The organism is Bacteroides sp. BFG-637 (assembly GCF_024793605.1).
Classification (GTDB): Bacteria; Bacteroidota; Bacteroidia; order Bacteroidales; family Bacteroidaceae; genus Bacteroides; species Bacteroides vicugnae.
The window spans coordinates 1,416,241-1,441,262 of sequence record NZ_JANUPD010000002.1 but is presented as its reverse complement, the minus strand read 5'-3'; the positions used below and the strand labels follow the sequence as shown (position 1 = coordinate 1,441,262).

The 25,022-nt window shown below is 41.2% G+C and carries 11 protein-coding genes and 2 pseudogenes; 3 read left to right on the top strand and 10 right to left on the bottom strand.

Annotated elements, in window-relative coordinates; genetic code table 11:
- Nucleotides 1-418 precede the first annotated feature (418 nt).
- Entirely contained in the window at nt 419-880 is a 462-nt protein-coding gene (locus tag NXX38_RS06045) for a hypothetical protein (RefSeq protein WP_148367780.1), read from the top strand.
- Nucleotides 881-1,652: 772 nt separating this feature from the next.
- Here the strand turns inward: NXX38_RS06045 and NXX38_RS06040 are convergent.
- The 10 genes from NXX38_RS06040 to NXX38_RS05995 form a co-directional block, all read right to left on the bottom strand.
- On the bottom strand, nt 1,653-4,259 hold the full coding sequence (locus NXX38_RS06040) for a DUF4962 domain-containing protein (protein ID WP_258978815.1): 2,607 nt from the start codon (nt 4,257-4,259) through the stop codon (nt 1,653-1,655).
- A gap of 118 nt (nt 4,260-4,377) precedes the next feature.
- Entirely contained in the window at nt 4,378-5,985 is a 1,608-nt protein-coding gene (locus NXX38_RS06035) for a sulfatase (RefSeq protein WP_148367777.1), read from the bottom strand.
- 12 nt (nt 5,986-5,997) lie between these two features.
- Nucleotides 5,998-7,995, bottom strand: a complete 1,998-nt coding sequence (hepC, locus tag NXX38_RS06030; protein ID WP_148367776.1) for a heparin-sulfate lyase HepC — start codon at nt 7,993-7,995, stop codon at nt 5,998-6,000.
- Between the two features lie 12 nt (nt 7,996-8,007).
- A complete protein-coding gene (locus NXX38_RS06025; RefSeq protein WP_258978813.1) occupies nt 8,008-9,306 on the bottom strand; it encodes a DUF4995 domain-containing protein in 1,299 nt (432 codons plus the stop codon).
- A 172-nt stretch (nt 9,307-9,478) separates the two neighbouring features.
- Nucleotides 9,479-11,245 (bottom strand): RagB/SusD family nutrient uptake outer membrane protein, encoded by a 1,767-nt coding sequence (locus tag NXX38_RS06020; RefSeq protein ID WP_148367774.1) that lies wholly within the window; start codon nt 11,243-11,245, stop codon nt 9,479-9,481.
- A gap of 23 nt (nt 11,246-11,268) precedes the next feature.
- Nucleotides 11,269-14,475 carry a TonB-dependent receptor gene (locus NXX38_RS06015; RefSeq protein WP_148367773.1) on the bottom strand — a complete coding sequence of 1,069 codons (3,207 nt, stop codon included), beginning with the start codon at nt 14,473-14,475 and terminating at the stop codon, nt 11,269-11,271.
- Between the two features lie 246 nt (nt 14,476-14,721).
- Nucleotides 14,722-15,165 carry a cupin domain-containing protein gene (locus NXX38_RS06010; protein ID WP_234131805.1) on the bottom strand — a complete coding sequence of 148 codons (444 nt, stop codon included), beginning with the start codon at nt 15,163-15,165 and terminating at the stop codon, nt 14,722-14,724.
- Nucleotides 15,166-15,194: 29 nt separating this feature from the next.
- Nucleotides 15,195-16,238: an aldose epimerase family protein gene (locus NXX38_RS06005; RefSeq protein ID WP_258978812.1), complete on the bottom strand. Its 1,044-nt coding sequence runs from the start codon at nt 16,236-16,238 to the stop codon at nt 15,195-15,197.
- 91 nt (nt 16,239-16,329) lie between these two features.
- Nucleotides 16,330-20,367, bottom strand: coding sequence for a two-component regulator propeller domain-containing protein (locus NXX38_RS06000; RefSeq protein WP_258978811.1), 4,038 nt, complete (start codon nt 20,365-20,367; stop codon nt 16,330-16,332).
- A 37-nt stretch (nt 20,368-20,404) separates the two neighbouring features.
- Nucleotides 20,405-22,303: a hypothetical protein gene (locus tag NXX38_RS05995; protein ID WP_258978810.1), complete on the bottom strand. Its 1,899-nt coding sequence runs from the start codon at nt 22,301-22,303 to the stop codon at nt 20,405-20,407.
- Between the two features lie 239 nt (nt 22,304-22,542).
- Between NXX38_RS05995 and NXX38_RS05990 the strand changes: the two are divergent.
- Together NXX38_RS05990 and NXX38_RS05985 are read left to right on the top strand one after the other, a co-directional pair.
- A pseudogene (locus NXX38_RS05990) lies at nt 22,543-24,503 on the top strand (sulfatase-like hydrolase/transferase).
- A gap of 200 nt (nt 24,504-24,703) precedes the next feature.
- Nucleotides 24,704-24,829 (top strand): annotated as a pseudogene (locus tag NXX38_RS05985) (ISAs1 family transposase); the annotation flags it as partial.
- Nucleotides 24,830-25,022 lie beyond the last annotated feature (193 nt).

Below are 25,022 nucleotides of genomic sequence, written 5' to 3'. Positions count from 1 at the left end.
TTTCCGCCCATCAGCGTGATGGAACTGGTGGAAAGTGGTTTTATTTCTTATTGGAGTAAAAGCGTATTATCTCTCGTCTATGAAAATTAGCAGTTTTAAAGGAGAGAGGTGATTCAGCAGATACTCCACGCGAACGGTGTATATCAACATATCCGTCAGAGATGTGTTATATATAAACGATTGGCGTGGGTGTCTGTTGTTATCATTATCTTCCGAAGGGTATTGCTAAGCCTCATAGACGGATAATGGTGCAACAGCATCTACGCCTTTCTTGTATCCGGTCGGTTTATTCATAATACCCCAATATAATCTGACCAATCCCCGCCACCGGACTGCAGGAAGCGTAGATGCCCGTTGTGCTAATATAATAAAAAGAGTATCCCTCTTTCATTGTATCACACATAAAAAAACGAACACTATGTCAGAATGGATTAGCATAGAAGAAGCGGCCAAGAAATACGGTATCGAAAAAGAGTATATCCAACTTTGGGTGGATATGCAGGTAATCATGTCATATTTCAAGGATTACAGAACCGTCGTAAACGATCAGAGTCTCCGTGGATTCCTGAAGATTAGGGAGAAAGGAATTAGCCCGGAATACGTGAAAGTCTTGGAGCAGCTTTGCATCAGTAAATCTGAAGTGTGTTCGGCATATGCTTTTCTCTTAGGGGCACGCGACAAGGAACTCGAAATGTACAGGGAAGCCAAATCACAGCGGGATGCATTACGGGGCATGTGGATAGAGCTAAACGAACGGACACGGGATTTAGAAATAGAACTTGAATTAGGACGGGGTAGTTGTTATAAATGCCCGTTAAAAAAGCTGTGTATAAGAATCAAAAGAATAAAACAGAATTGGTCCACAAAGATGCAGAAATGAGCAATCATCTTATTTTGTTTAGGCTAATACTTAGCGATTTGTACTCTTTTTATTGTCAATCTGTCAGGATGACATTCAAGTGCTTGAATATCAATTTTATACTGCCTGACAATAGGTGCTGATAATAGGCTGACAGTAAAACATCTGCACTTTTATTGTCAGCCTTGATTTCTTGTCAAGTGCCTTGTTTTAAGATTAATCAAGTGGGACTTTATAGGAAGAGTAGCCGGTATAGTTATGTTGGGATACCGGTATAGTTACATTAAAGTATCGGTATCTTTAATTCGTCACGGTCGTGACGAGATCTTCCCACGGCCGTGGTAGCTTCTTCCCACAGCCATGACGAGATCCTACCACGGCCGTGGGAAGTTAGTGATATCGGCACGTTAATGGACAAATGGTTATGGGATAATGGAAGTATAACAGCTGTATAACGTTTGTTTAATGGGGACTTGTCACAAAAGGTAAGTAGGCTGGATGGATTGAGGATAATACGGGAGGACAAATCATTAAATAATAGACTGGCAATAGGAACTGCTAAATTTATATATGTGAATACAATCGGAAATACTGCTTATCTTCAACCAAGAAAAGGGAAGAGAGGGTAAGCTGACTATGAGAAATACCCTGAAATGTTATGAGAGTAAGCTGAAATTTAAGCTAAAATAGAGAATATCTTATGAGAAATACCGTATTGAAAAGTATTTCTCATAAGATATTTGTTTGATTATCTGATGTCTATGAAAATTAATGAGAATATGAGAAATGCTTTCTATATCTCTAAATCCGGTAAGTTATCAACTAGTTTCTTTTCCACACGCTTACCACCGACTTGATCTACAATAGTCGTAGCACCATTATTCAAATCATAATCAAAGTTCAGCGAAACACCTTTCTTTTTATTTTCTATACGGAGAAATGCTTTCTCTCCACCATCTAAATTACATTCAATAACCCATTCTTTTACAGTTATGCGATTTCCTTCACGATCCACCACAGCATCAGCACGGTTATTCCCATGTACATCAATCACATTCAAAAAACAGACCTGATTGCTGGGAGACGTGGTTGCTGTGAAATGGTAATGATTAGGGAGTGTCTTGCCAAGTCGTTTTTTCCAATCAACAGCAGCCACAAAGAAGGTATCTGTCTGTGCGTAAGTCATCTTTTGTGAAGAAAACAAATGGGCTACAGATACTCCGTCTACCTTATTCTTTCCCAGAATACGCAGTCCACCCCCTTCTTCAACCACTTCCATCGGAAGTTCTACCGTATGCAGTAAATAATTCCACTTTACAGGTTCCTTACCTGTCAGTTCATCATAAATGACAAATAGTCCCGAACGTCCTAATTGGACAATGTGCCTGCGGAAGAAATCCAGTTTATTCTCATCCCAACCCATTTCTGGAGTAAAACGAGTGCCGGACAAACGTCCGCGTTCCAGCCATAACGGAGAAATGACTTTGCCATAGGCATTGGAAGCATCACCTACAACGTAAGAGATTTCTTCACCTTCGTAATAGCGGGGAATCCAACCATAACCTTCTGTTCCTATCTTTTGTCCCATACCGTTTACCAATATGGAATTATGGGCACGAGTGTTCCGATAGGCATACATGCAGTGGTCATCTGTAAACCCGGTACGATGTCCGCTGCTATAGAAGATGGCTTTACCGCCAAAGAAGGTGTTGAAAGCATTCTGATTCGCTAAGGCATGAGAAGTAGAACCGTAAGGACTGCTTCGGAAAGAAAGCATCGCATTGTTAGTATGGTGTCCGATGTCGGTATGCATCAAAGCAGTACCCGTTTGACTGAAGATTTTGCATGCCGGTAAATCCGACAAGCGCATGCTATAAGCAGGTCTTTCCTTTTTAGTAATACAACGATACCACGTCAGGTCTGCCGGTTTGGTTTCGAAAGCTTTCGAGAAGATATCGGGGTCTTCTTGCATGATTTCGTGTACATAGGCTGCCGCCCACGGGTTGTTACATTCACGCGCTATGGCATCAGCATATCCTACGCGGCCTCCGTTCGGAGTATGCTGTCCCTCATGCGAATTGCCATGACCTCCGGATTTGGAGAAAGGAGGTTGCTGGTAGATGACATATAATGCATTATTGTTATACCACGGATCAGCAAAGAAATTGAAGCCTGAAATACGTGAGAAGAAGGCCGGAATTTCTATTAAGGTGCGTATATTTACATGGAAATAAGCGTCTCCGTTATGCCAGGCACCATCTTTGTTCAGACCGGGAAGGCGGGAAATCCATTCATTATAGCAATAATCTGTCCACACTGATGCTTCCGGTATCTCACCAACCGTAGCGAATGCCGCCATCGTCAGAATACGGAAAGTCATCTGCCATACATGGTTGTCGGCGATACGGTTCTCCAGATGATTGACATATTCATTATAGAACTTATCGCCAATATTGCGAATGTTGTCCAATAGCAGTTGTTTCTCTTCAGGAGACAGCAAGCCATAGAATCCATCATATGTAGATGTACTCATAGATAATAAAGTGGATAGATTAAAGTCGCCTGCAAAGTATTTGCTTTCTTGCCAGGAAAGAATTTCGCTCAATCGGTCGATACCTTCCCGATAATATTTTTTATCTTTCGTCAATAGGTAGGCACGTACCAATGCTTCTACGTTAGCTTCTTCCCTATCCACAATCTTACGGCTTTCCCGTATAAGGGCAGACTTACGCTGTACAAGGTTGGTCAATGTAACCACATTCGTTGTATCTATCTCCTCCCAAAGATGTTTCAACGGATGCGAGATGCATCGGACAGCCTTGTCTATATATGCCCGAGCTTCCGGATTATTTTTATTTTTTGCTATGATCTCCTCCCAATCATCGGCATCTAACAATACACGGGGATGATGGGAAGGGTAACCCGCCAATACTTTCTCTAAAGCAGGTGGATTAAACTCCGGTGTATCTTTATTTATATAGAACTGATAAACCGGCGACCACTCTTCATTACCTTCGGGAGTAACATAAGCATGTTGCCAATACCATTTTCCCGGAGCCAGACACTGGAAAGGATTGAAGAAAGCCCAGGCACGTTCTCCCGTCAGAACATCCTTTTGGAAATTTTTGTCTTGGGAAATACGAATCCGGTAAAGTACTTTCGGCTTTTCGTCCACTTGCCCCGGTACACCATCTAAAACGGAACCTAAATGCGGAAATTTGTCCGGCCACATAAAACGCGGCGGATTCACCGCAACATGTGCGTCATTCAACGGTGAAGGAGTTGCACGGACTTCGTGCATCATCGTTTTTTCAGCGACTTTTATAACGGCTGTTTGTCCGGAACTGTTACATGACATCAACAGACAAAAGGCAGGTAAACCTAATAATATCTTTTTCATTTTTGAATCTTATTTTTATTTGTTGAAAGTAACCAACTCTTTCAAACTGACTGTCTTATTATTGATTAAAAGGGGTTCAAAACCCTATAAATGTACTATATTTCATGCTTGCAAGGCATCAGTTCTTTATGAACCGTCTGTCACCTTTGAACAGTTCATTCTCTTTTTCGTCAGGATCTTCATCCTTATATTGTTTTTGAACCTCTTTCAGTAACGACATTAGTTCTGTTTGCTTATCAGCATACTCTAATTTGCCGAATATATTATTTAATTCATTCGGGTCGTTCTTCAAATCATACATTTCCCACTCATCCACATCATTGTAGAAGTGAATCAGCTTAAAATCAGCCGTGCGAATACCGTAATGCCGCTTTACCGAGTGTTCTGCCGGATATTCGTAATAATGGTAATAAGCCGCCTTTCTCCAATCGGCAGGAGTCTTGCTTCCATTGGTCAGAATAGGTTTCAATGATTTACCTTGAATATCATCTGGTATATCCACTCCCGCAAAGTCCAGCAAGGTAGGAGCAAAATCCACATTCATTGCAATTGCATCCGAAATACTACCCGCTTTTATTGCTTTCGGATATCGGATTATCAACGGCATGCGTTGACATTCTTCATACATAAAGCGTTTATCAAACCATCCATGCTCACCCAGGAAAAAACCTTGGTCTGAAGTGTAGATAATGATTGTATTATCCAATTCGCCCTTTTTTTCCAGATAGCTGAGTATGCGTCCGATGTTTTCATCCACAGCCACTACCGTTGCTAGATAATCGCGCATATATTGTTGGTATTTCCAACTTATAAGTTCCTTGCCCTGCAGTTTGCCGCTGCGATATTCGGAAATGCGTTGTGCATAGACGGAATCCCACTTGTCTTGTACATCGGCAGGCATACGTTTATAAACCTGATACAAACGGTTGGTCGTATCTCTCAGCATTTCTTCGCGAGTCAGCAATTTCAAGTCCCAATCGTTCGTAAGTGTATGCTCAATCGACATATCCTGTTCTTTGGCTGCAGAACCTCTGCCTTCATAGGTATCAAAGAATGTGGCCGGTTGGGGAAAAGTCGTATTGTTGAACATACCCAAATGACGGGGAGCAGGCATCCAGTTGCGGTGTGGCGCTTTCTGATGATACATCATACAAAAAGGCTTGCTCTTATCTCTATTCTCCAGATACTCGATAGCTTTGTCTGTTATAATATCAGTAGTGTATCCTTGTTCTACAATTTGCTTTCCATTCTCGTTGAAAGCAGGATTATAATAATCCCCTTGTTCATGCTGTCCTGTCAGGATACACCAATAATCAAATCCCTGAGGCTCTGTAATCAAATGCCACTTACCAACGATTGAAGTCTGATAGCCTGCTGACTGCAATAATTTAGGGAAAGTCTGCTGACTGCCGTCAAAAGTGCTGGCATTGTCCGTGAATCCGTTGACATGACTGAATTTGCCCGTTAAGATACAAGCCCTTGACGGACCGGACAGGGCATTGACCGCATAACAATTGTCCATGCGGATACCTTCGTTGGCAATTCTATCCATGTTGGGAGTCTGGAGAAGACGACCTCCGTAGCACGACATAGCTTGTGTAGTATGGTCGTCCGTCATCATAAAAATGATATTGGGCCGTTTCACCTCTTCCTTGAGTTTACCTGAACTACAAGCAGATACTCCAATAGCTGTGAGGGGCAAAAATAAAAATGATAGTCGATTCATAACCACTGCCGCTTATAAATGATACTCTAATTGGCGTTTCTTACCATTGACAGATACTTCTATCTTCACACCGTTTTCATCGAATTCTTTATTCAGGTATTTCGCCTTGATATAGGGGAAAGAAGCTGTATCCTTCACCGGATAAATAACTGTGATGTAACGTACCGGGGCCGGACTTTCCTTGACTATATCGAATGATACGGAAGTGCGGGCTACGCGTTGACGATAAGCAATCGAACTCCAGCCTTCCTTTTCTCTGGTAGAGATTTTTTTCTCGGCAAAGCATTGCAGCTTCACATTGTTCGGTCCGTCAAAAGCGGTGGTCAGTATATTATTCTTTTCATCCACATTGACATTTCCTTCGCAGAAATGATAGTTCAGGTTCACTGTTCCTTTGGCATCTCCAACTGCCTCATCAACAATGACAAAATACGTCTGGTCAACAAAAAATACGGAACGCCTGTGTTTCAGCCCGTCATAATGCGGATTTTCCGTTACCAGGATCTGTTCATTACCTTCTGGTTTCCAAAGTTTAGTGACAGACTGCGTGGTTTGTAGATTCTTTTCATCCAATGTCAGTGTATTATGAACGCAAGTCTGGCGGAACCAGTTGCGAAGCTTCATCACTTCATCATCTCCGGCATACACATACGAGCCGCTGTCGGGAAACAGATTCTTGCCATTAAACCAAAGTTCAAAAGTTCCGTTATCGGGCTGACAGTGCCATTCGCCCTTCGGACCTGCTTTCACCACCATTACTGTAGCATCTTGTTTCCACCCGTTTCTGAAAGTGAAAAAGCCAGAAGTCAAAGCGCCATGAGACAGATTAGGCAACGGAGTGCCTTCACGTCCTTCGGTTGCATAATAGCGTATCCATTCACAATCCGGGAAAATATTGAGCCACTCCTTATAATTTTTAATTTCTGCCGGACGATTACCCAGTTTGGCATCGCTGAAACAAGGATTGCTATAATCAGGGAAGCAAATATTTGAGTAGAATTCGATCATGCTCTTTACCGTATTCACATATTCAGCAGGAAATTCCTGACGGAAACCGTTAACATCCGCCATGCGCAAAGCTTTACAAAAGATATTGATTGCTGCCAAATGATAATGAGGGTCCAACTCGTACTGACCTCCATCCGGATAAACTTGCTTTTTGATTTCACGGTTCAGAATGCTGATGCCACTTTCCCTCCAAGAGGCAGCCTCTTTAAACTCTGGAAAGAAGGCTCCTGCATACACCATGCGCTGAGCTTCAAAAAGCAAGTGATTACCCTGAGCGGAATAATTATTCAGAATGTGCAGTGCATGGCGATGATAATTCACTAGAAATTCAGTCAAGAATTCTGGAGTGAACGACGGTGAATCGACAAACAACAAGAACTGCAAGGTCTGGTCTTGCAAACGGTTGCTGACTTCCAATGGACGCCAGGCAAAACGTACATTCTCCGCATTGTCTTTTACTTCACCGGCACTGACCAGTTCATATTCTTCCGGTTCCACCTGTGTCAAAGGATTCTTCTTAATCCAATCCATATACTGGTATGCCCATTCTTTGGCATATTTCTCATCACCTGAAAGGCGATAGGCTTTTCCCATAGGAGTAAACCATTTATGGCGATGCAGTTGCCAACGTAGTTCATTGTCTTGCACCGGCCAATATTGCCAGTTGATGTCTTTGCCATAATTATAAGAAGGTTGATATCCTTTATGTACAAAGAATGTATGTTCCAAAGCGTCATCCGCCCACTTTTGCTCTTCTTTTGAAATTTGAATGTTCTTCAAATCAATATCAGGATGGAAGATTCCCGTGCGATGCCGGTAATAATTCAACAGTGCTTTGGCAGCTTCGTCATAATTTTGTGCAGCATAGGCGGCTTTAACCTCCTGCATACCCTGATAGTCCAGATTTAAGAGGCTGAAAGCTTCTTCTTTGAGTTGCTGCGCTTGAATGTAAAAGGACACTGTTAATAAAACAATGCTCAAAATGTATTTCAAATTTTTCATAAAAGTAATATTCTATTCAATTAAAGCGATTCGTAGTCTAATCTTTTTTACCTGCATGTATCGCAGCAATGCTTCCAGATAGTAGTAGTCGGCATAATTCAGTGGGGTGTCGATCTCCGAACCATTAGGTAGTGAGCCTACTGAATGCATCAGCAGGAATCCTTGGTTGGTACCGGCTTTTGCCAAATACGCATCTGAAGAAAGTGAATGAAGTAATTTTTCAGCATAATTCAGATATATTTGTCCATTTTCCGTCAAGGTACTAAGTTCTATTAGTGCCGAGGCTGTAATAGAAGCTGCTGATACATCACGGGGTGTTTCAGGAGTATCGGGGGCATCGTAATCCCATAAAGGAATGAGGTCTTCAGTCTTCACACGGTCCATTATCATTGCTGCAATGTTTTTAGCTTGTTGCAGGAAGAGCGTATTTTTCGATTCGCGATAGCAGGATGTGTATCCATATACACCCCAAGCTTGTCCGCGTGCCCAAGCTGAATCGTCATTCTTTCCTTGGTGAGTACATTTCTCTTCTACACTCCGATCGTCATTATAGCTCACCACATGATAAGAGGAATAGTCTTCCCGAAACTGATGTTGTTGTGTTACGCGAGCATGTTGTAGAGCAATCTCTTTGTATTGCGGATTACCAGTAAGTCGATATACATAAAACAAAAGGTCCAAATTCATCATGTTGTCTATGATAACGGGGAAATTCCACCGTCCGAAGTCCCACGAACGAATACATCCTATCTTGGAATCAAAACGTCCGCACAGATTATCAGCGGTTTGTATCAATGCCTGACGTACACTGTCTGCAGGAGCCAAACGATAGGCATTGCCGTAGCTGCAATTCATCATGAATCCGATATCATGCGTACCTTTATATTTCCTTACTGGATAGAGAAAATTTGTAAAATGTATGGCAGCGTCCTTCAGATTTTCTTTGCCTGTTATTTGGTAGATTAGCCACAGGTTGCCGGGAAAGAATCCGCTTGTCCAGTCATAGATAGAAGTGCAATAACGACGAGTACCCAATACTTCCGTCACGGGTTTTACCCGTAAGGAGTCCTTAAAGGTCATAGGATTCTGTTGCAGTTGGCTGCATAGGAAATCTATATCATAACCAGTCCAGATGGAACGAGGCAATAAAACAGAATCACCTATATCAGCTACAGTTTCTTCCAATTGCCTGACAGATGTATCTATTGCACTCTTTAGCCAACCATAGTCTTCTTCGGGCTGAGGAGACGCACAACTAGAACATTCCAATAACGTAACAACTACATATCCCAACAATAAAATATTCTTCATAAAAATATGTCTTATAAATAACTGTTTCTATATGCAAAATTGCCTACAAATCAAAAACTCATTACACGATTCTATGGAAAGAAGTTTCACAGGTAATAAAAAGATTATTACGTCTGTTTTATGACAGAATAATATTCTTTTTATTACCTGTGAAATACTCTACGGAGGGTTTTTATTCAAATCCCGGATTGTTCTGTCCATTCAAAGCTGCATTCGACTGTATCTCAGCTAACGGAATGGGATACAATTCATGTTTGCCATCCACAAAGTTATGTCCAGCCACATAATTGCTTGATGCCCATGAAACAGGATCCCAACTTTGTAGTGTACTTGCATTAATGTATTCATTAGCATCTGGATACCAGGATTCTATGTAAGCTTGTGCAGCTCTCAAAGCATCACCCAGACATCCCCACCGAAGAAAGTCATACTTGCGTTGTCCCTCGTAACAAAGTTCAAAACCACGTTCCCAATACAAAGCTGTACGAAATTTCCCAGCATCGTCACTATCATCAATAAAATCCAAATTATACACCTTAGGAGCTTTCATCAGACTTGCATAGTTGGCACTCGTAATAGGAGTAGCCTCTGCACGCTGGCGTACATCGTTCAGTAGCTTCCAGGCTTCTGTTGTATTGTTAGTCTCATTATAAGCCTCTGCAGCCATTAATACAACATCTGCATAACGCAAAGGACAATAGTTCACACCAGTATTGTTGGGATCCACAAAACCCAAAGCCATCCATTCTCTGCGCCATTTACCCGGATAACGATATAAACTCTTGGCTATAGAACTGGCCGTATATGACTTATCCTGAGTTTCGGTAGTAGCATTCCATACATACGCATAATCCACGAAATTTACATCCCGACGTACATCCTTCTGACTACCATCCGCATTCGATTCATAGAATGATTTCCAGTAGGGTAATACCGTAAAGAAAGCATTGGCGCGTCCCATGTATGAACTCGTGCCAGAATAACTACCCGGAGCATCTACTATCGGGCCATTGTAAGTAGCCCACATACCAGCATTGTCTGTTTGTCCTTGATTGGGTTCAAAAGCAATCTCCCACAAACTTTCCTGATTATTCAGAATCAATTGAGAATAGTTTTTGAAGAGTTGCTCGTAACCGCCACCATAGAAATTATGATAACCTTCTGCCTTGAATGTCTCCCATTCCCTAATCACAGCTTCAAAATAGCTCTTGCGGGTAGTATCATCCGGACGGGTCAACTTTCCGGTAGTGCTGCTTAGGCTATAGCCGGCCCGTTGCAAATACACCCTCATCAATAATGCCCGAGCCGCCCCCTTACATGGAATTTCAGAAGAAGCAACTGCACTTCCTACATACAAATGTTCCTTTGCAAAGTTTAAATCGTCAATTATCTGATCGTATATCAATTCACGATCCATGCGAGGTTTGGAAGTCTGTTCATAGCCGCTTGTATAATCTACGCTAAATGGCACATCCCCAAAGAATCTTACCAAATCGAAGGCCAAGAATGCCCGAAGAAATTTGGCCTGTCCAACTAATTCCTGTAAAGCTGTATTCCCTTCATATCCTTCCATCTGCTCAATACTAGCAATTGCTAGATTGGCACGGTCAAGACCTTGATAGGCAAACTTCCAAACGGAAGCAATCCATGTATTCGAAGAAGTATACATATAGTGAGACAAATCACGGCGAGTTCCATCTGCACCAACCCCTCTTACCATAAACATATCATCCGAACCGAAGAAAGGCATAATGTATTGGCCGTAATATTCACCGGTCTCCAAACAGTCATAGATTCCTACAACTGCCATTCGGGCCTTGTCTTCTGTCACGAAATAAGTATCTTTCTCATAATATGAAGTAGGCTTTTCCGTTAAATCACAGGAACCAAATCCTATCACCATCAGTGCGCCAAGCGCATATATCATTTTATTTTTCATTGTATTCCCTTTTTTTATCCTAATTAAAATGCTACATTAACACCAAATACGAAAGACCGACTTCTGGGATAAGCACCGAAATCAACGCCCGGAGTCAGAGCATCGCTCATTGTAGAAACCTCTGGATCAAAACCTGTATAAGGTGTCCATGTCAGCAAGTTGTTTCCAGTGGCGTATATACGTAATTTGCTTAAACCAAGCTTATTAATCATTCTTTTAGGGAATGAATATCCGATGGTTATATTACTAAGTTTCAGATAGGAAGCATCTTCCACAGCCCACGAATGAATGTATGTATTGTTCGAACCGTTGTCACCAAATACAGCAACGCTTTTTCCCCTGTTTACAGCCGCCAGTTCTTCCGGATTCTTAATCAATTCTCCATTGCTGTTTACGGTTACCCAACGGTTAGCTTCATTGGCTATTGCCAACACGTTCTTATTGGTCAAAGCTGTTTTTGTATTAGTCAGTTTCGTGGCATTAAGTACTTCTGCTCCGTAGCTATAGGTCAAAAAAATGCTCAAATCAAAATCTTTCCAAGTAAAGGTATTGTTAATACCACCATAGAAATCAGGGAATGCATTACCGATAACAGTCTTGTCATTTTCCGTAATCAAATTATCCTCACTACCATCCACATTCTTAAATTTCCAATAACCCGGTTGAATTTGTTTTTTGTCTCCATGATAAGGAACCCCATCCTTCAAGGTATAAGTATTAGTCGTTGCATCATAATCGAAATCGCTTACCTGATACAGACCATCTGTAACATAGCCATAGAACTGTCCTAAGGGTTGTCCAACTGCAATTTGATGGGACGCACCGGCACCAGAATAACCAAAGCTTGCCAAATACAACTGTACGTCTTCACCTGTCAGCTTGTTGACTTTGTTCTTATTATGAGATAATGTAACAGTCGTATTCCATGAGAAATTCTTGTTGGTGAAGTTCACTGTATTAATAGTCAAGTCGATACCGATATTTTGAGTTTCGCCTGCATTAATAATCATATTCTGATAACCAGATGAGTAAGGCAATTTGGCCGCCAACAACAAATTACTACTTCGGTTGATGTAGAATTCCGGAGAGAAAGTGACACGTTGATTCAAGAAACCAAAATCCATACCTAAATTGAACGTCTTGTTAGCCTCCCATTTCAAATCGGGGTTAGGAACTTGATTGGAAGCATAACCAGCCTGTGCGCCGTTGCCATTAGCAGCTGTAACAGAACTCATGATTGCCAGACTCTGATAACTGTCGATTCGGTTATTACCTGCCAAGCCATAACCGACACGGAGTTTCAAATCAGAGAAGACATTCAAATTCTTGATGAATTTTTCTTCACTCAAACGCCATGCAGCAGAAAATGCCGGGAAATATCCCCATTTATTGTTCTTTCCGAATTTTGAAGAACCATCGGCACGTACTGAAGCTGTAAACAGGTACTTGTCCAACAAGCTGTAGTTTACGCGAGCAAAGAAAGAAAGCAGCTTATCATCATAATTCTCAGAAGAAGTAGGAGTACTTGGTGTTCCTAATGAAAGGTCGCCCAGTCCGATTTCGTCATTCGGAAATTGAGTAGCACCTGCTGAGAACGAACGTGCCCATTTGCTTATAAACTCGTGGCCAACCATTGCAGTGATATCATGTATCTTGTTATTCCAAGCATAAGTCAAAACATTGGAAGTCTGAAAACTATTATTTTCGAGATTCGTAATAGTACCTTTGATACTGGAACGCTTAGCTGTTTGCGATTCTGCACCATAGAACACATCATTACGACGAGTTTGATAGAGCATACCTACTGTACTGCGAAACGACAATCCTTTTAGCAATTTAATCGTAGCACCTCCATTGGCTTGGAAAGTACGCCACTCTCTATCATTAATTTCTTCGGCAGCAGAAATTAGAGGATTCTGCATTACATTACCACTGTCATCAGCTAAAATGGGGTCTTCACCTGCCAGAAGTTCTGCATCAGTTCCTTGAATACCGATTGTGGGGCGGTATTGTAGGATATGTTGCATCTTATTGAAACGGTCGCTATCTCCTGAAGTTCCCATGCCTTCTACACGTCTCTGGTCATAACTGATGCGAGAATTTACCGTGAGCCATTTGTTAACTTCATGATTCATGTTAAAAGAGATATTGTGTTTCTTAGTACCACTATACACCATAGCTCCTTCTTCATTATAGAACGAATAAGCCAAACTATAATTCATCTTTTCAGTCTTTCCGGAGACTGCAACACGATAGTTCTGTGTTAAAGCTGTACGTCCCAGTGCTTCATCTTGCCAGTTAATTCCGGGACGATTGGCATAGTTGGCTTCGATATCACTATATTTACCATATCTTTTCTCCCATGATGTCATACCGTCAGCACCAGCATCACCTGTACTCATTCTCCACAAGGTGCGTTCGTAATCCAGTCGTACAAACTCGTAAGGAGAAAGTACATCGAGCTTTTTGGCCAAAGTCTTGAAGCCTACATAACTATCAAAAGTGACTGTTGCTTTGCCGTGGGATTTACTACCATTCTTGGTGGAAATCACTACAACACCATTGGCACCACGTGCACCGTAAATAGCTGTGGCGGAAGCATCCTTCAGTACGTCAATCGTTTCTATTTCAGCGGGATCTAGGCTAGCCATACCATCTTCGCTGGGAAATCCATCGATAACATAAAGTGGTTCATTACTCTGGGTAATTGAAATTCCTCCACGTACGCGTATGGAAACAGTAGAACCTGGAGCCCCCTCACTTTGTTGTACCATCACACCAGCCATACGTCCGCTCAAAGCTTGTGTTACATCACTAACTGGAATTTTAGAAAGTTCTTGTCCGCCTACTGAAGCTACCGAACCGGTTAAATCCTTACGTTTTACAGTAGCATAACCAATAGCAACAACTTCGTCCAGCATCACAGCATCAGCCTTTAAAGTTACGTTAATTACACTTTGATTATTGACCTTCACTTCCTGTGAAGTCATCCCCACATAAGAAAAAATCAGCACATCTTTAGATGCATCTTTTACTTTTAAAGTATAGTTACCATTTATATCGGTAACTGTTCCAACCCCGACAGCACCTTTAATAGTAACACTACTTCCAATCAGTTCATATCCTTCGCTATCAACCACCTTACCGGTTATTGTCAGACTTTGTGCGTATGCAGCCATACTAACAAAAGCGAGGACAAACATTAAAAATAATTCTTTTAATTTGTACATACATAAATAAATCTAAGGTTTAACTTTAGAATTTTTCGATAACAAACATACGACAAGTGCTAAAAAAGGGTAAAAGTATTGTTTTTAATCTCCCCATTTTTCCACTTTTTTCATATCAATATTGTTCACCATGTAATAGTTTTGTGCAAAAACAGCCTTATAGATACCTAAAACACAGGGTGTTGTTTTAATCAAATAGTAAATTTATGTATCTGATTACACGCCCTTTAGGTTGTTTTTCAGTACTTATTTCAGAAAATCCGCCCGCATCGGAGCAAAACAATCAATCAAAACTCCAGGTTCCAGACAAATGCAGCCATGTAAGATGTCTGGTTCAATATAAATACCGTCTCCTGCTTCCACAATTTTCTTTTCATCACCTACCGTAAATTCGAATTTACCAGTTGCTACATAAGTCGTTTGCGTGTGATAGTGGGTATGGGGAGTTCCTATGGCCCCTTTCTCAAACTTAACTTTAACCAGCATCAGTTGCCCGTCGTAACCCATGATTTGCCTGGTCACGCCTTCACCAGCGGGTTCCCATGCTTTGTCCTTTTCATAAATAAAAGTGCCGCTTCTTGTTTTCTTTACAGAATTGTCGGGAATTTCGTTATTGGCACATAAACTCGTTATCACCAAAAGAGGCACTCCAATTATAAACATGCATTTCTTCCATACTTTCATTTTCATAATTAATAAGTTTTAGTTGATTAAATATATTATTCTGATATAGTTTCAAATTTATAAATAGTCATTTGGCGGTATATTTCTCCCGGAAACAAGCTTGTAGTTGGAAATTGAGGATTGTTAGGAGCATCTGGAAAATGCTGCATCTCAAGGCAAAAGCCATAATACCGGCCATACTTCTTGTCGTCATGTCCGGCAAGATAATCCATGTTCGAATTCGGAATATAAAACTGCATACCTGGTTCAGTGGTGTATGCTTTCAGAACTCTGCCGGATATGGGTTCTACCACAATAGCCGCCAATTCCAAAGAATCTGAATGCCTATTCAGTTTATAGTTGACATCATATCCTTTCCCCATTTTCCGTATTCGTTTTTCTGCCCGTTGTGGAGTAGTGTAATCATATACAGTTCCTGCTACGGCCAGTATCTCTCCGGTAGGAATGCCTGTAGAATCGACCGGAGTTATGGAATCTGCATTAATCCTATAAATATGGTCCAACACCGGTTCTTTACAGCCTGTCAGGTTGAAATAGCTATGGTTCGTAAGATTGATTACCGTAGGCTGATCTGTAGTAGCTGTATATTCCAAGATAATCTCATTCTGATTAGTAAGTTTATAAGCTACTGAAAGATTCAGATTTCCGGGAAATCCCCCTTCCAGGTGCGCACTTCTATATTTAAAAATTACGATGGCCGTATCTTTTACTGTATAGAATGTGTCCGTTTCAAAAATCCGGTTATTGAATCCTTTTGCCCCTCCATGGATGGAATGGCCTTTATTGTTTTTTTCCAGATGATATGTCTGCCCGTTCAATTTGAATTCGGCATTTTTGATTCTGTTGGCAAACCTTCCCACCGTAGCACCTAATTTAGGATGTTTTCCTAAATAATATTTCAAACTATCAAACCCCAGAACTACATGTTCAAAGTTTCCTTGCCTGTCGGGAACGGAAATATCAGTCAGAGAAGCGGCGTAATTCGTCACCTTAACAGACATTCCGTTTCCATTTACCAAGGTGAAAAGCTCTATAAGTTTGTCTCCACTCCGAATACTATCACTCTTAGATACTGACAACTGATATGAAGCCGATTGACTGCACGAAACCGATAGGAACTAAAACTGCTGTCAAAACTAAAATAAGGTGTACTTTCATAAGTAATAAATATCATTTCTTTACATACTCTGTCGGCAAGCATCCGATATATTTTTTGAAGCGTGCTGCAAAATAAGAAGGTGTATTATACCCTACCATAAAGCTGATTTCGGAAACAGTATATTTTCCTTCTTTCAATAATTGGCATGCATGGTTGAACCGTATCTTGTGAATAAAATCAATGGCAGATTTTCCTGTTATCGCTTTTAATTTGAGATGAAGATTTGAACGGCTCATATTCATTTCACGTGCAAACTGTTCCGTAGAGAATTCTACATTATCCATGTTCTTCTCAATGACAGCAATGGCCTTTCGCAACAGTTCCTCGTCCATTGTATTATTCGCAAGTTTTTCCGGTTCAATTTCCATCATCTTGGAATACCGCTCGAAAATGCGGTAACGTGTGCGTAGCATATTCAGTATCTTAACCTTCAACACTTCCATAGAGAATGGTTTGGCGATATAATCGTCAGCTCCTACCTGCAAGCCTTCCAACTGGTACTTGACATCCACTTTGGCTGATAACATATAAACCGGAATATGGCAGGTACGTAAATTCTGTTTCACTAACTTGCATAATTTCACACCGTCCATTACAGGCATCATGACATCTGTAATAATCAAATCGACTTCCTGGTCTTTCAATATATACAATGCCTTTTGTCCGTTCTCCGCTTCCAAGAGATTGAAGAAAGCAGACAGACTGTTTACTATGTATTGTCTCAGCTCCCTATTATCTTCTACCACTAGGATGGTGCCGCGTTTACCGCCTTCATCATCTGTATTTTCTTCCTTTTCCAACTTCTCATCATCACTAATATAGATGTCATTTGCATTGGTGGAATATACACGTTGATCTCCTGCGTCCCCACTTCTGCCAGACAGTTCCTCCCGGGTATATACAGATTTATCCTGCGGCAGATAAATTGTAAAAATGGACCCTTTGCCTACTTCACTCTGAAGAACAATCCGCCCATGATGCAGTTCAACCAAGCGCTGAATTAAAGAAAGTCCGATACCGCTTCCTTCACAACCATTCTCCACCTGATAGAAACGTTCAAAAATCTTCTCCTGTTTCTCGAGCGGAATGCCAATACCAGTATCGGCTACTTGTAATACAAGGTTGTTATCTTCCTTATAGAGTTTCACGGTTATGCTTCCGCCGACTTTGGTGTATTTAAAGGCATTCGAAAGCAAGTTATTTGCAATCAGATCCAAATAGTTTTCGTCGAAAAGCACATTTTCAACTTGTAGTTCTGTATAGAAATTATAGTCTATATCTTTTCTTTTAGACAGACTTTCATAATTCATAAAGCAGTTTAGTACCCGTTTAGAAGCATTGGAATACACAGCTCTGAGTTCAAAGATTCCTAATTCTGCACGTCTGAAATCCATCAATTGATTAACCAAGTGCAGTAGACGGTTGGCGTTCCGCTGGACATAGGACAATAGCTCATGTTCCCAATGCCCGCTGATATGGTTGAGTAATTCCTGTAATGGCGCAACAATCAAGGTCAACGGGGTTCGTAATTCATGTGAGATATTTACATAAAAACGGATTTTCATTTGGTTGATTTCTTCCCGTTTTTCCTTATCGAGTCTTTCCATGCGTATTTCAGCTTGCATATTTTTGCGCAGCCAAAAGAACCGTACACTACCGAATACCAGCAAGGCAAACGACAGAATAAATAAAGTAAGTGCCCACCAAGTACAATACCAAACCGGCAGTATGCGGATGTGAAGCATAGTGGGATCCTCATTCCATTTTCCATCATTGTTCGCCGCTTTTATGCAGAAAGTATAGTCTCCTGCCGGTAAATTGGAGTAAGAAACGAGACTGATATCATTTTGCTTATACCATACATCATTATACCCTTCTAATTTATAAGCAAAAGTATTATGCTTACCTGCTATATAATTGGAGACGACAAACGAAATGGAAAATGAATTCTGGGATGACGACAAAGTTATATGGTCAACGTACGCAATGTTCTTTTTCAAAATACCGGTTTCATCATCCGGCAGTACCTCCTTATTATAGACAAATAATTTATTGATTACGGGTTTAGGGGTATAAGGATTATCGATCAATGTTTCAGGACGGAATAAAGTAATGCCGTTGACTCCTCCAAACAGCATATAACCATCGTCTTTTCTGCAGTAAGCTCCTGCATTAAACTGATTACCTTGTAATCCGTCCATAATCGTAAAATTACGGAATTTTCCACTTTCCAGATTCAAGCAACTCAATCCCTGATTCGTACTTATCCATAAACGACCGTAGGCATCTTCCAGGATACCGTAAATAACATTGCTCGGCAAACCGTTTGCTGTTGTATATTGCAAAAATTGCTTGTCACCCTCTTTCAAAGCAAATAAACCGTTGCGAGTTCCAATCCATATATATTGGGAAGAAGATTCGTAGAAACAATTCACAAATGCCTGCTTCAGTATAGAAACTATTTGAAAATCTGTATTAATGAGTAAGGAGGTACCTATCTGATTAAAAACCGAGACTCCCATTTTTCCTCCGGCCCATATACGTTTCTTGGAATCCCGAAACAACAAACGGTTATCTTGCTGCAATTTATGCCCGTTCCTATCTTTATCAACAATCGTGAAGCTGTGTTTAACCATATCAAAGTGGAATAAACACTCCAATGATGCCACCCAAAGTCCCTCGTGCCCATCAGAGATTATAGAATAAATATTATTACTCGGCAAATTGCTGTTCTGGCTATTATAATATTCCACATGACCGGATTTCCGGTGCAAGGCCATCATTCCTCCGGCATGTGCTCCTACATAGACCTTATCTTGCGCCTCATCCACATATACTGTTTTAATATCTTTAAAAGGTGCACTCACATTACCCAAATTAAATAAATAATTCTTATATTGTTGCGAAATATTATCATAGAAATTCAACCCGCCATTACTCGTACCGATCCACAAGTTATGCATATTATCCTCAACAATACAACTGACTACATTATCACTAAGTGAATTTAAGAACGGAACATGCTTGATACGCTGAAAGCGGTTACACAAAGGATGATAGTAATTCAATCCTCCCCAGTATGTACCCAACCACATACCGCCTTGCGAATCTCTGAAAATGCTTCGGACTGAATTCTGTGACAAACTTCCTTCCTGAATCTCCGAACTTTTTATAGACGAAAAGTTATCTGTACCTTCCTTGTAGATATTCAATCCTCCATAAGTTCCCACCCATAAACGATTCTCCGTGTCCAATGCCAAAGAACGCACATAGTTTGAGTTTAATCCGGATTTACCATCTGCATGACGGTAATTTTTCCATTCTTTTGATTTCACGTCATATAAATAAAGCCCATCTCCCTCTGTTGCCAACCATATTTTATTAAACATCTGGCACAATATAGCATGTATTTTCACACCGGCAGGTATATTCACCAGCTTCTCCAGAACACCGCTTGATAGAGTATAAATATACGCGCCATCTTCGGCACCTATATAAATGCAATCGTCCTGGCGTACCAAGGCAGTAGGTTGCAATCTATGCAAGGAAGAAGACAATGTATCATTCAGGAAACATTCCTTCTTTACATCAAAAAGCAAGATACCTTCGGCAGTTCCCAATATCAACCAGTCTTTTTTAATTGATACAATATTGGTTACAGCTACATTCAAGCCATTCTTTTTATAATAATAATTGGAGAAAGCATTCTTTTGATGGTTGTAGAGAGATAATCCCTCACGAGTACCAACCCATATCCGGTCTGAATCATCTACTGCAATGCAGTGGGAGATGTCACTGGCAATGCTACTGGAATTTGTATATTGATGACGATATACAGTAAAATTATAACCATCATATTTATTTACACCATCATACGTAGCAAACCATAAATTTCCTTCTTTATCCTGATTAATAGCAAAAACTGTACTGTGTGACAAGCCCTCTTTCAGACCAATATGGGAGAAATAAATATCTTCGGTTACACCGGCATTCAGCACACAGGGAAACAATCCTCCTAAAAGTACTAACAAAAATTGCAGTGTTTTCATAGTTCTAATCCATTATGAAGCAAATAGATGAAATATATTAGCAAAAATAGATATTTATCTGTATTTTCTTATCAGTGCCTTTCGGTATTATTTGCAAAGGTATAAAAGAAAATCCGGGAACCGGATTGAAGATTCGTCCATCTCCATCGGTCGGTGCCACTTGTATATTTCCAGATTCGCAGGTGATATGCAATACACCTTTGTTCTTCTTTATACAAACTTCACGGGCAGTTATTTCCACCTTTTCTTCAGGCGATGCGATAACCGGCAGCATAAGATAAGCCGATTCATTGCAATGCTCCACACTTATGCTGACTCCTTGTTCCGAGAACGCATAACCCATCACTACAGATACTGCTCCTTGTTTTGGAGACTGTTGATTAATATCAACCAAATGAGTCTGTACATCAAACCGGCAGATTTTGTTTCCGGTAAAACAAGTGATGTCCGTGGTCAAATCATCCAGATTACTATATGCAACCCCATCTTGAATTAATTCAACTCGGGGAGTACCTCCCATCAGATATTTACGGGTATTGCTCTGCATATTAGGAGCTTCAATCAGTTTATATTGATTCATAGTTGCAGCAAAAACAGGCCCTGCTTGCGCATGCCACAGCAAAGAGAGGGCACCTCCCATAGGATGAGTCCCTTTTACCTTATATTCAGCATCATATCCGGTAAACGTGGCACGCCAAGCTCCTTGGGACAGAAGCCAAGTACGAATATCTTTAAAATACTTCATGCCATAAACAGCATCCCGGGGAAGGCTACCCGAGGAATTTATCTTCACAGGAGGCAGTTCCAAGAAAGATGCTAATGCTTTGGCGTGTCCAAATGTATGATGAATACAGGGAGGAATACCGGATGCGAGATAATGCATTCCTCCATAAAGAAGACCGCCATGAGTCGCCTCATCCAGCAAACGGATATTGCGGTGAATGGCCTCCAAATATTCCGGATGACGGGCAGCCATCAGATAATAGCCTCCCATAAATCCGTCACTGGTACGTCCACCCCAGTATGTCCACTTAAAACTGCGTGTGCCCCAACTGTTATCCCAAGCACCGTCGGGCAACATAAATTCCAGATGGGTATTCATGGAACGTTCTACGAGTGACAATAATTCCGTATCATTCGCCATCACTGCATAATATGCCATATTGGGCAGGGATTCTTCTATATTATAAAGTAAATCGACCGGACGACAGCCGTTGCTAGTTTCAGAACTGATATTCGGTCCTTCACCATATAGGAAGCAATTATTCCCCGTGAAATAGCTTTTCAGTCCGGCAGCTATCTCTCGGGCTTCCATCTTGAAATCAGGGCGGTTACACAGTTCACCGATAGCGTACAAGGCATAGGTTGCAGAAGCTGAATAATTGACGTTCATATTCCGCATACCTTTCCGCTTGCGGCTATAAATAAAAGGATTGTCCATTATAAACTCACCGGCATTCAATAATTGTTGCTTCCAATGGTTACGGGTCGAGTCATCCAGTAAGTGCCCATGATAATGTAAAGCCTCGTAGAGGGCAATAGACGCAAATACCGTAGTACCGTTCCAGTCCGAAATATGTACATCATTCATCCATGAACCATCTGGACGGTGCACATTCTCCATCCACGCCATTAGGCGCTTGGCTCCGAGCAGATATTTGTGGTTGCCAGTCTTTTCCGCCAGATACATTAAAGGAAGTACGGCATCTCCTATTCGCCCGTGCATGCGGGCACATGCAGGGCACAGGATGCCTCCGTCAAGTGCGGAATCAGGATGGATGCACTGATAGGTCAAAAAGGTGTCCATCCATTTCGTCAACAGCTTATCTGCTTCACAGCGTAGTGAATTATCAAAAGAATTTCCATTCACATTTCGTGCTTGTCCTGACAAAAATGATACATAAAATAGTATCATTATAAAAAACATGTTTCTCATATCTTTTGCGTTAGATTTCAATATTTAAAATTAAAATTTTATCCTCGGTCTCTTATCTTTTTTTATCCAATATCATATGAATAGATGTTTAAGCGTCTTGCAATATTGTTGAATCGATATTAATTTTGTTGAAAAATTATTTGCCGAGACAATATTAACACACTTTTGAACATAAGAAAATCTCCGTTAGACACAAACGGGCTATTTTAGCAGAAAGAAACAAATATACTTAACATTTTATGAGACACTTACCTTTATTAATGTGTACCGCCTTCTACGGATTGTATTCCGCACCTACAGAGGCAGCAGACAAAAAAAACGAGAGGCCAAATATTCTTTGGCTCACCTTTGAAGATACCAGTGCATACGAATTCGGTTGCTATGGCAACAAAGGGGTACATACCCCCAATGCGGATAGTCTTGCTTCCCGCGGCATACAGTTCATGAACGCATGGTCTGTAGCTCCCCAAAGTTCGGCGGCCCGTTCTTCACTTATCACCGGATGCTACTCAGTACCTACGGAATGGATATCCATCCCGTACCCTATGATACACCCGCCGACATCTTCTTTCCCCAGAAATTGCGTGAAGCCGGATATTATTGTACGAACAACAGCAAGACACATTATAATTCCACCACCGACAATAAAATATGTTGGGACGAGTGCAACAACAAGGCTTCCTACAACAGTTCAAAACGGGGAAAAGATCAACCTTTCTTCGCCGTGTTCAATACGGTAACTTCACATATGGGACGCATTCGTACTTTCCACACCGACGGACGAAGAGACTACACGCAGGAAGGTATCTACCCGACATTACTTTCATTGCCCTCCTATGTTCCCGATTTGCCGGAAGTACGTTCCGATTATGCCGGTCATCTGGAAGCAGTACAAGACGTAGATATTTGGCTGGGCCTCTTCCTGAAAGATTTGAAAGAAAGAGGATTGGATGAAAATACGATTATCTTCTTCTTCAGTGATCATGGCGGTTGCGTACCCCGTGGTAAAGGATATTTGTACGAAAGCGGTCTAAGAGTACCTTTGATAGCCTACTTTCCACCCAAATGGCAACATCTGGCGAATCAGGCTCCAGGCAAAGAGTACAGTTTGGTCAACTTCACGGATTTGGGACCTACTGTACTTAGTCTTGCAGGGATAAAACCACCCAAACAGATGCAGGGCAAAGCACTTTACGGCAAGTTTGCAAATAAAGAAAAACGTGAAATGCAATTTGCATTGGCAGCCAACCAGCTACATCATTTCATGCCGGTACGTGCCGTTACTGACGGACGATTCAAGTACATCCGCAGCTATATCCCCTACCGTCAGTTTGCCTTACGCAATTATTACCAATGGGGGATGCCATCCAATAAAGCCTGGGACAAGCTGGTGTTGGGAGGACACAATACCAACCCCGATTGGGGGCAGGCTTTTGAAGCCCATCCGGCAGAAATGTTGTTTGATCTTGAAAAAGACGCGGGTGAATTACATGATTTGTCCGATGTGCCCGAATATGCAGCAATTCTCACTAAAATGCGCCAAGCACTGTCTGACCATATCCGCACTACCTGTGACTTGGGATTTTTCCTTCCTACCTCACGTATCGGACATATACTTTATGATAAAGTACGGAAAGAGAAATATCCGTTGGATGACTTGTATGTCCTTGTCGAGACAGCTGGAACGGCAACTACCGCTTCCCTTCCTTTATTGGAGAAAGCAATAGCAAGCTCTCTGCCGGAAATGCGGTTCTGGGGAGTAGTGGGATATGCCAAACTTGCTAGAGAAAAACAAATTGGGACTTGTCCGGAAACCTTATTGGCGCTCCTCCAAGATGACAATCCTTACATCGCTTCTGAGGCTGCCTATGCCGTTGCCTATCTGGGCAAAGCCGAAGAAGGTGTTTCACGCCTGATTACTCCCGTTTTGGAAAAAGACAGAAAAATAGCTTATTCATCACTGGAATGCCTGTCATTAGATCCTAACATGCGCGATTGTATCCGTCCTTTCCTGCCGGATCTAAAAGAAGCTGCGGAAACCTTGCCACGCCTTGAAAACGAAGATGCCGGTCTCATGGCACGGGGGATCCTCGTAAACTTGGGTGAAATGGATATCAACAACCTTCATGGTCCCGAAGCTTATCAAAGAGGTCTGAAGTTAAATTACGGTCGCAGACCAATAGTGCCGCTACCTAACTAAAAGAATAAATTTATATGTAATGTAATCGAGATAGTAATTTTATTGATTTTCGTATGTACTTTGCCATGTCTGAAGTTACATCTTCGGACATGGCAAAGTACATATGCCACACGCATTGATATGGGAATGGCTACCCTTACAATGGAATGCAGGTATTTTTTTAGGCAATGAATAGAGGATAAGACTGCCTATATGCCTAAGATAATTGCGAAGCACTCCAGGATATAATAGAGTTTAATCTTAGTGAGGATACGAGATGCTATTTATATCACACAAAAAGATACTTTGGGGAAAACAAGGGCATGGAAGAAGTGAATAATAGAGAATAAAAATTTTCAATACTTTCTCTAGTAAGGAGTGACCGGAATAAAAGAATTAACAATGACTGCATATTGATTATTATAAATACAATTATTGTGTTTATAATAAATCTGTTTTGCTCTCTCTTTAAAAAAGATTGTTTTTTCTACCTGCAATAATCTTCTCCTGAAAGCCGGAAGTTTCTGAAAGACTTTTATC

Coding starts and splice junctions, on each gene's coding strand:
- NXX38_RS06040 (WP_258978815.1), bottom strand. CDS start 4,259: ATGAAAAAGATATTATTAGGTTTACCTGCCTTTTGTCTGTTGATGTCA.
- NXX38_RS06035 (WP_148367777.1), bottom strand. CDS start 5,985: ATGAATCGACTATCATTTTTATTTTTGCCCCTCACAGCTATTGGAGTA.
- NXX38_RS06045 (WP_148367780.1), top strand. CDS start 419: ATGTCAGAATGGATTAGCATAGAAGAAGCGGCCAAGAAATACGGTATC.
- NXX38_RS06000 (WP_258978811.1), bottom strand. CDS start 20,367: ATGAAAACACTGCAATTTTTGTTAGTACTTTTAGGAGGATTGTTTCCC.
- NXX38_RS05995 (WP_258978810.1), bottom strand. CDS start 22,303: ATGAGAAACATGTTTTTTATAATGATACTATTTTATGTATCATTTTTG.
- NXX38_RS06015 (WP_148367773.1), bottom strand. CDS start 14,475: ATGTACAAATTAAAAGAATTATTTTTAATGTTTGTCCTCGCTTTTGTT.
- NXX38_RS06010 (WP_234131805.1), bottom strand. CDS start 15,165: ATGAAAATGAAAGTATGGAAGAAATGCATGTTTATAATTGGAGTGCCT.
- hepC (WP_148367776.1), bottom strand. CDS start 7,995: ATGAAAAATTTGAAATACATTTTGAGCATTGTTTTATTAACAGTGTCC.
- NXX38_RS06025 (WP_258978813.1), bottom strand. CDS start 9,306: ATGAAGAATATTTTATTGTTGGGATATGTAGTTGTTACGTTATTGGAA.
- NXX38_RS06020 (WP_148367774.1), bottom strand. CDS start 11,245: ATGAAAAATAAAATGATATATGCGCTTGGCGCACTGATGGTGATAGGA.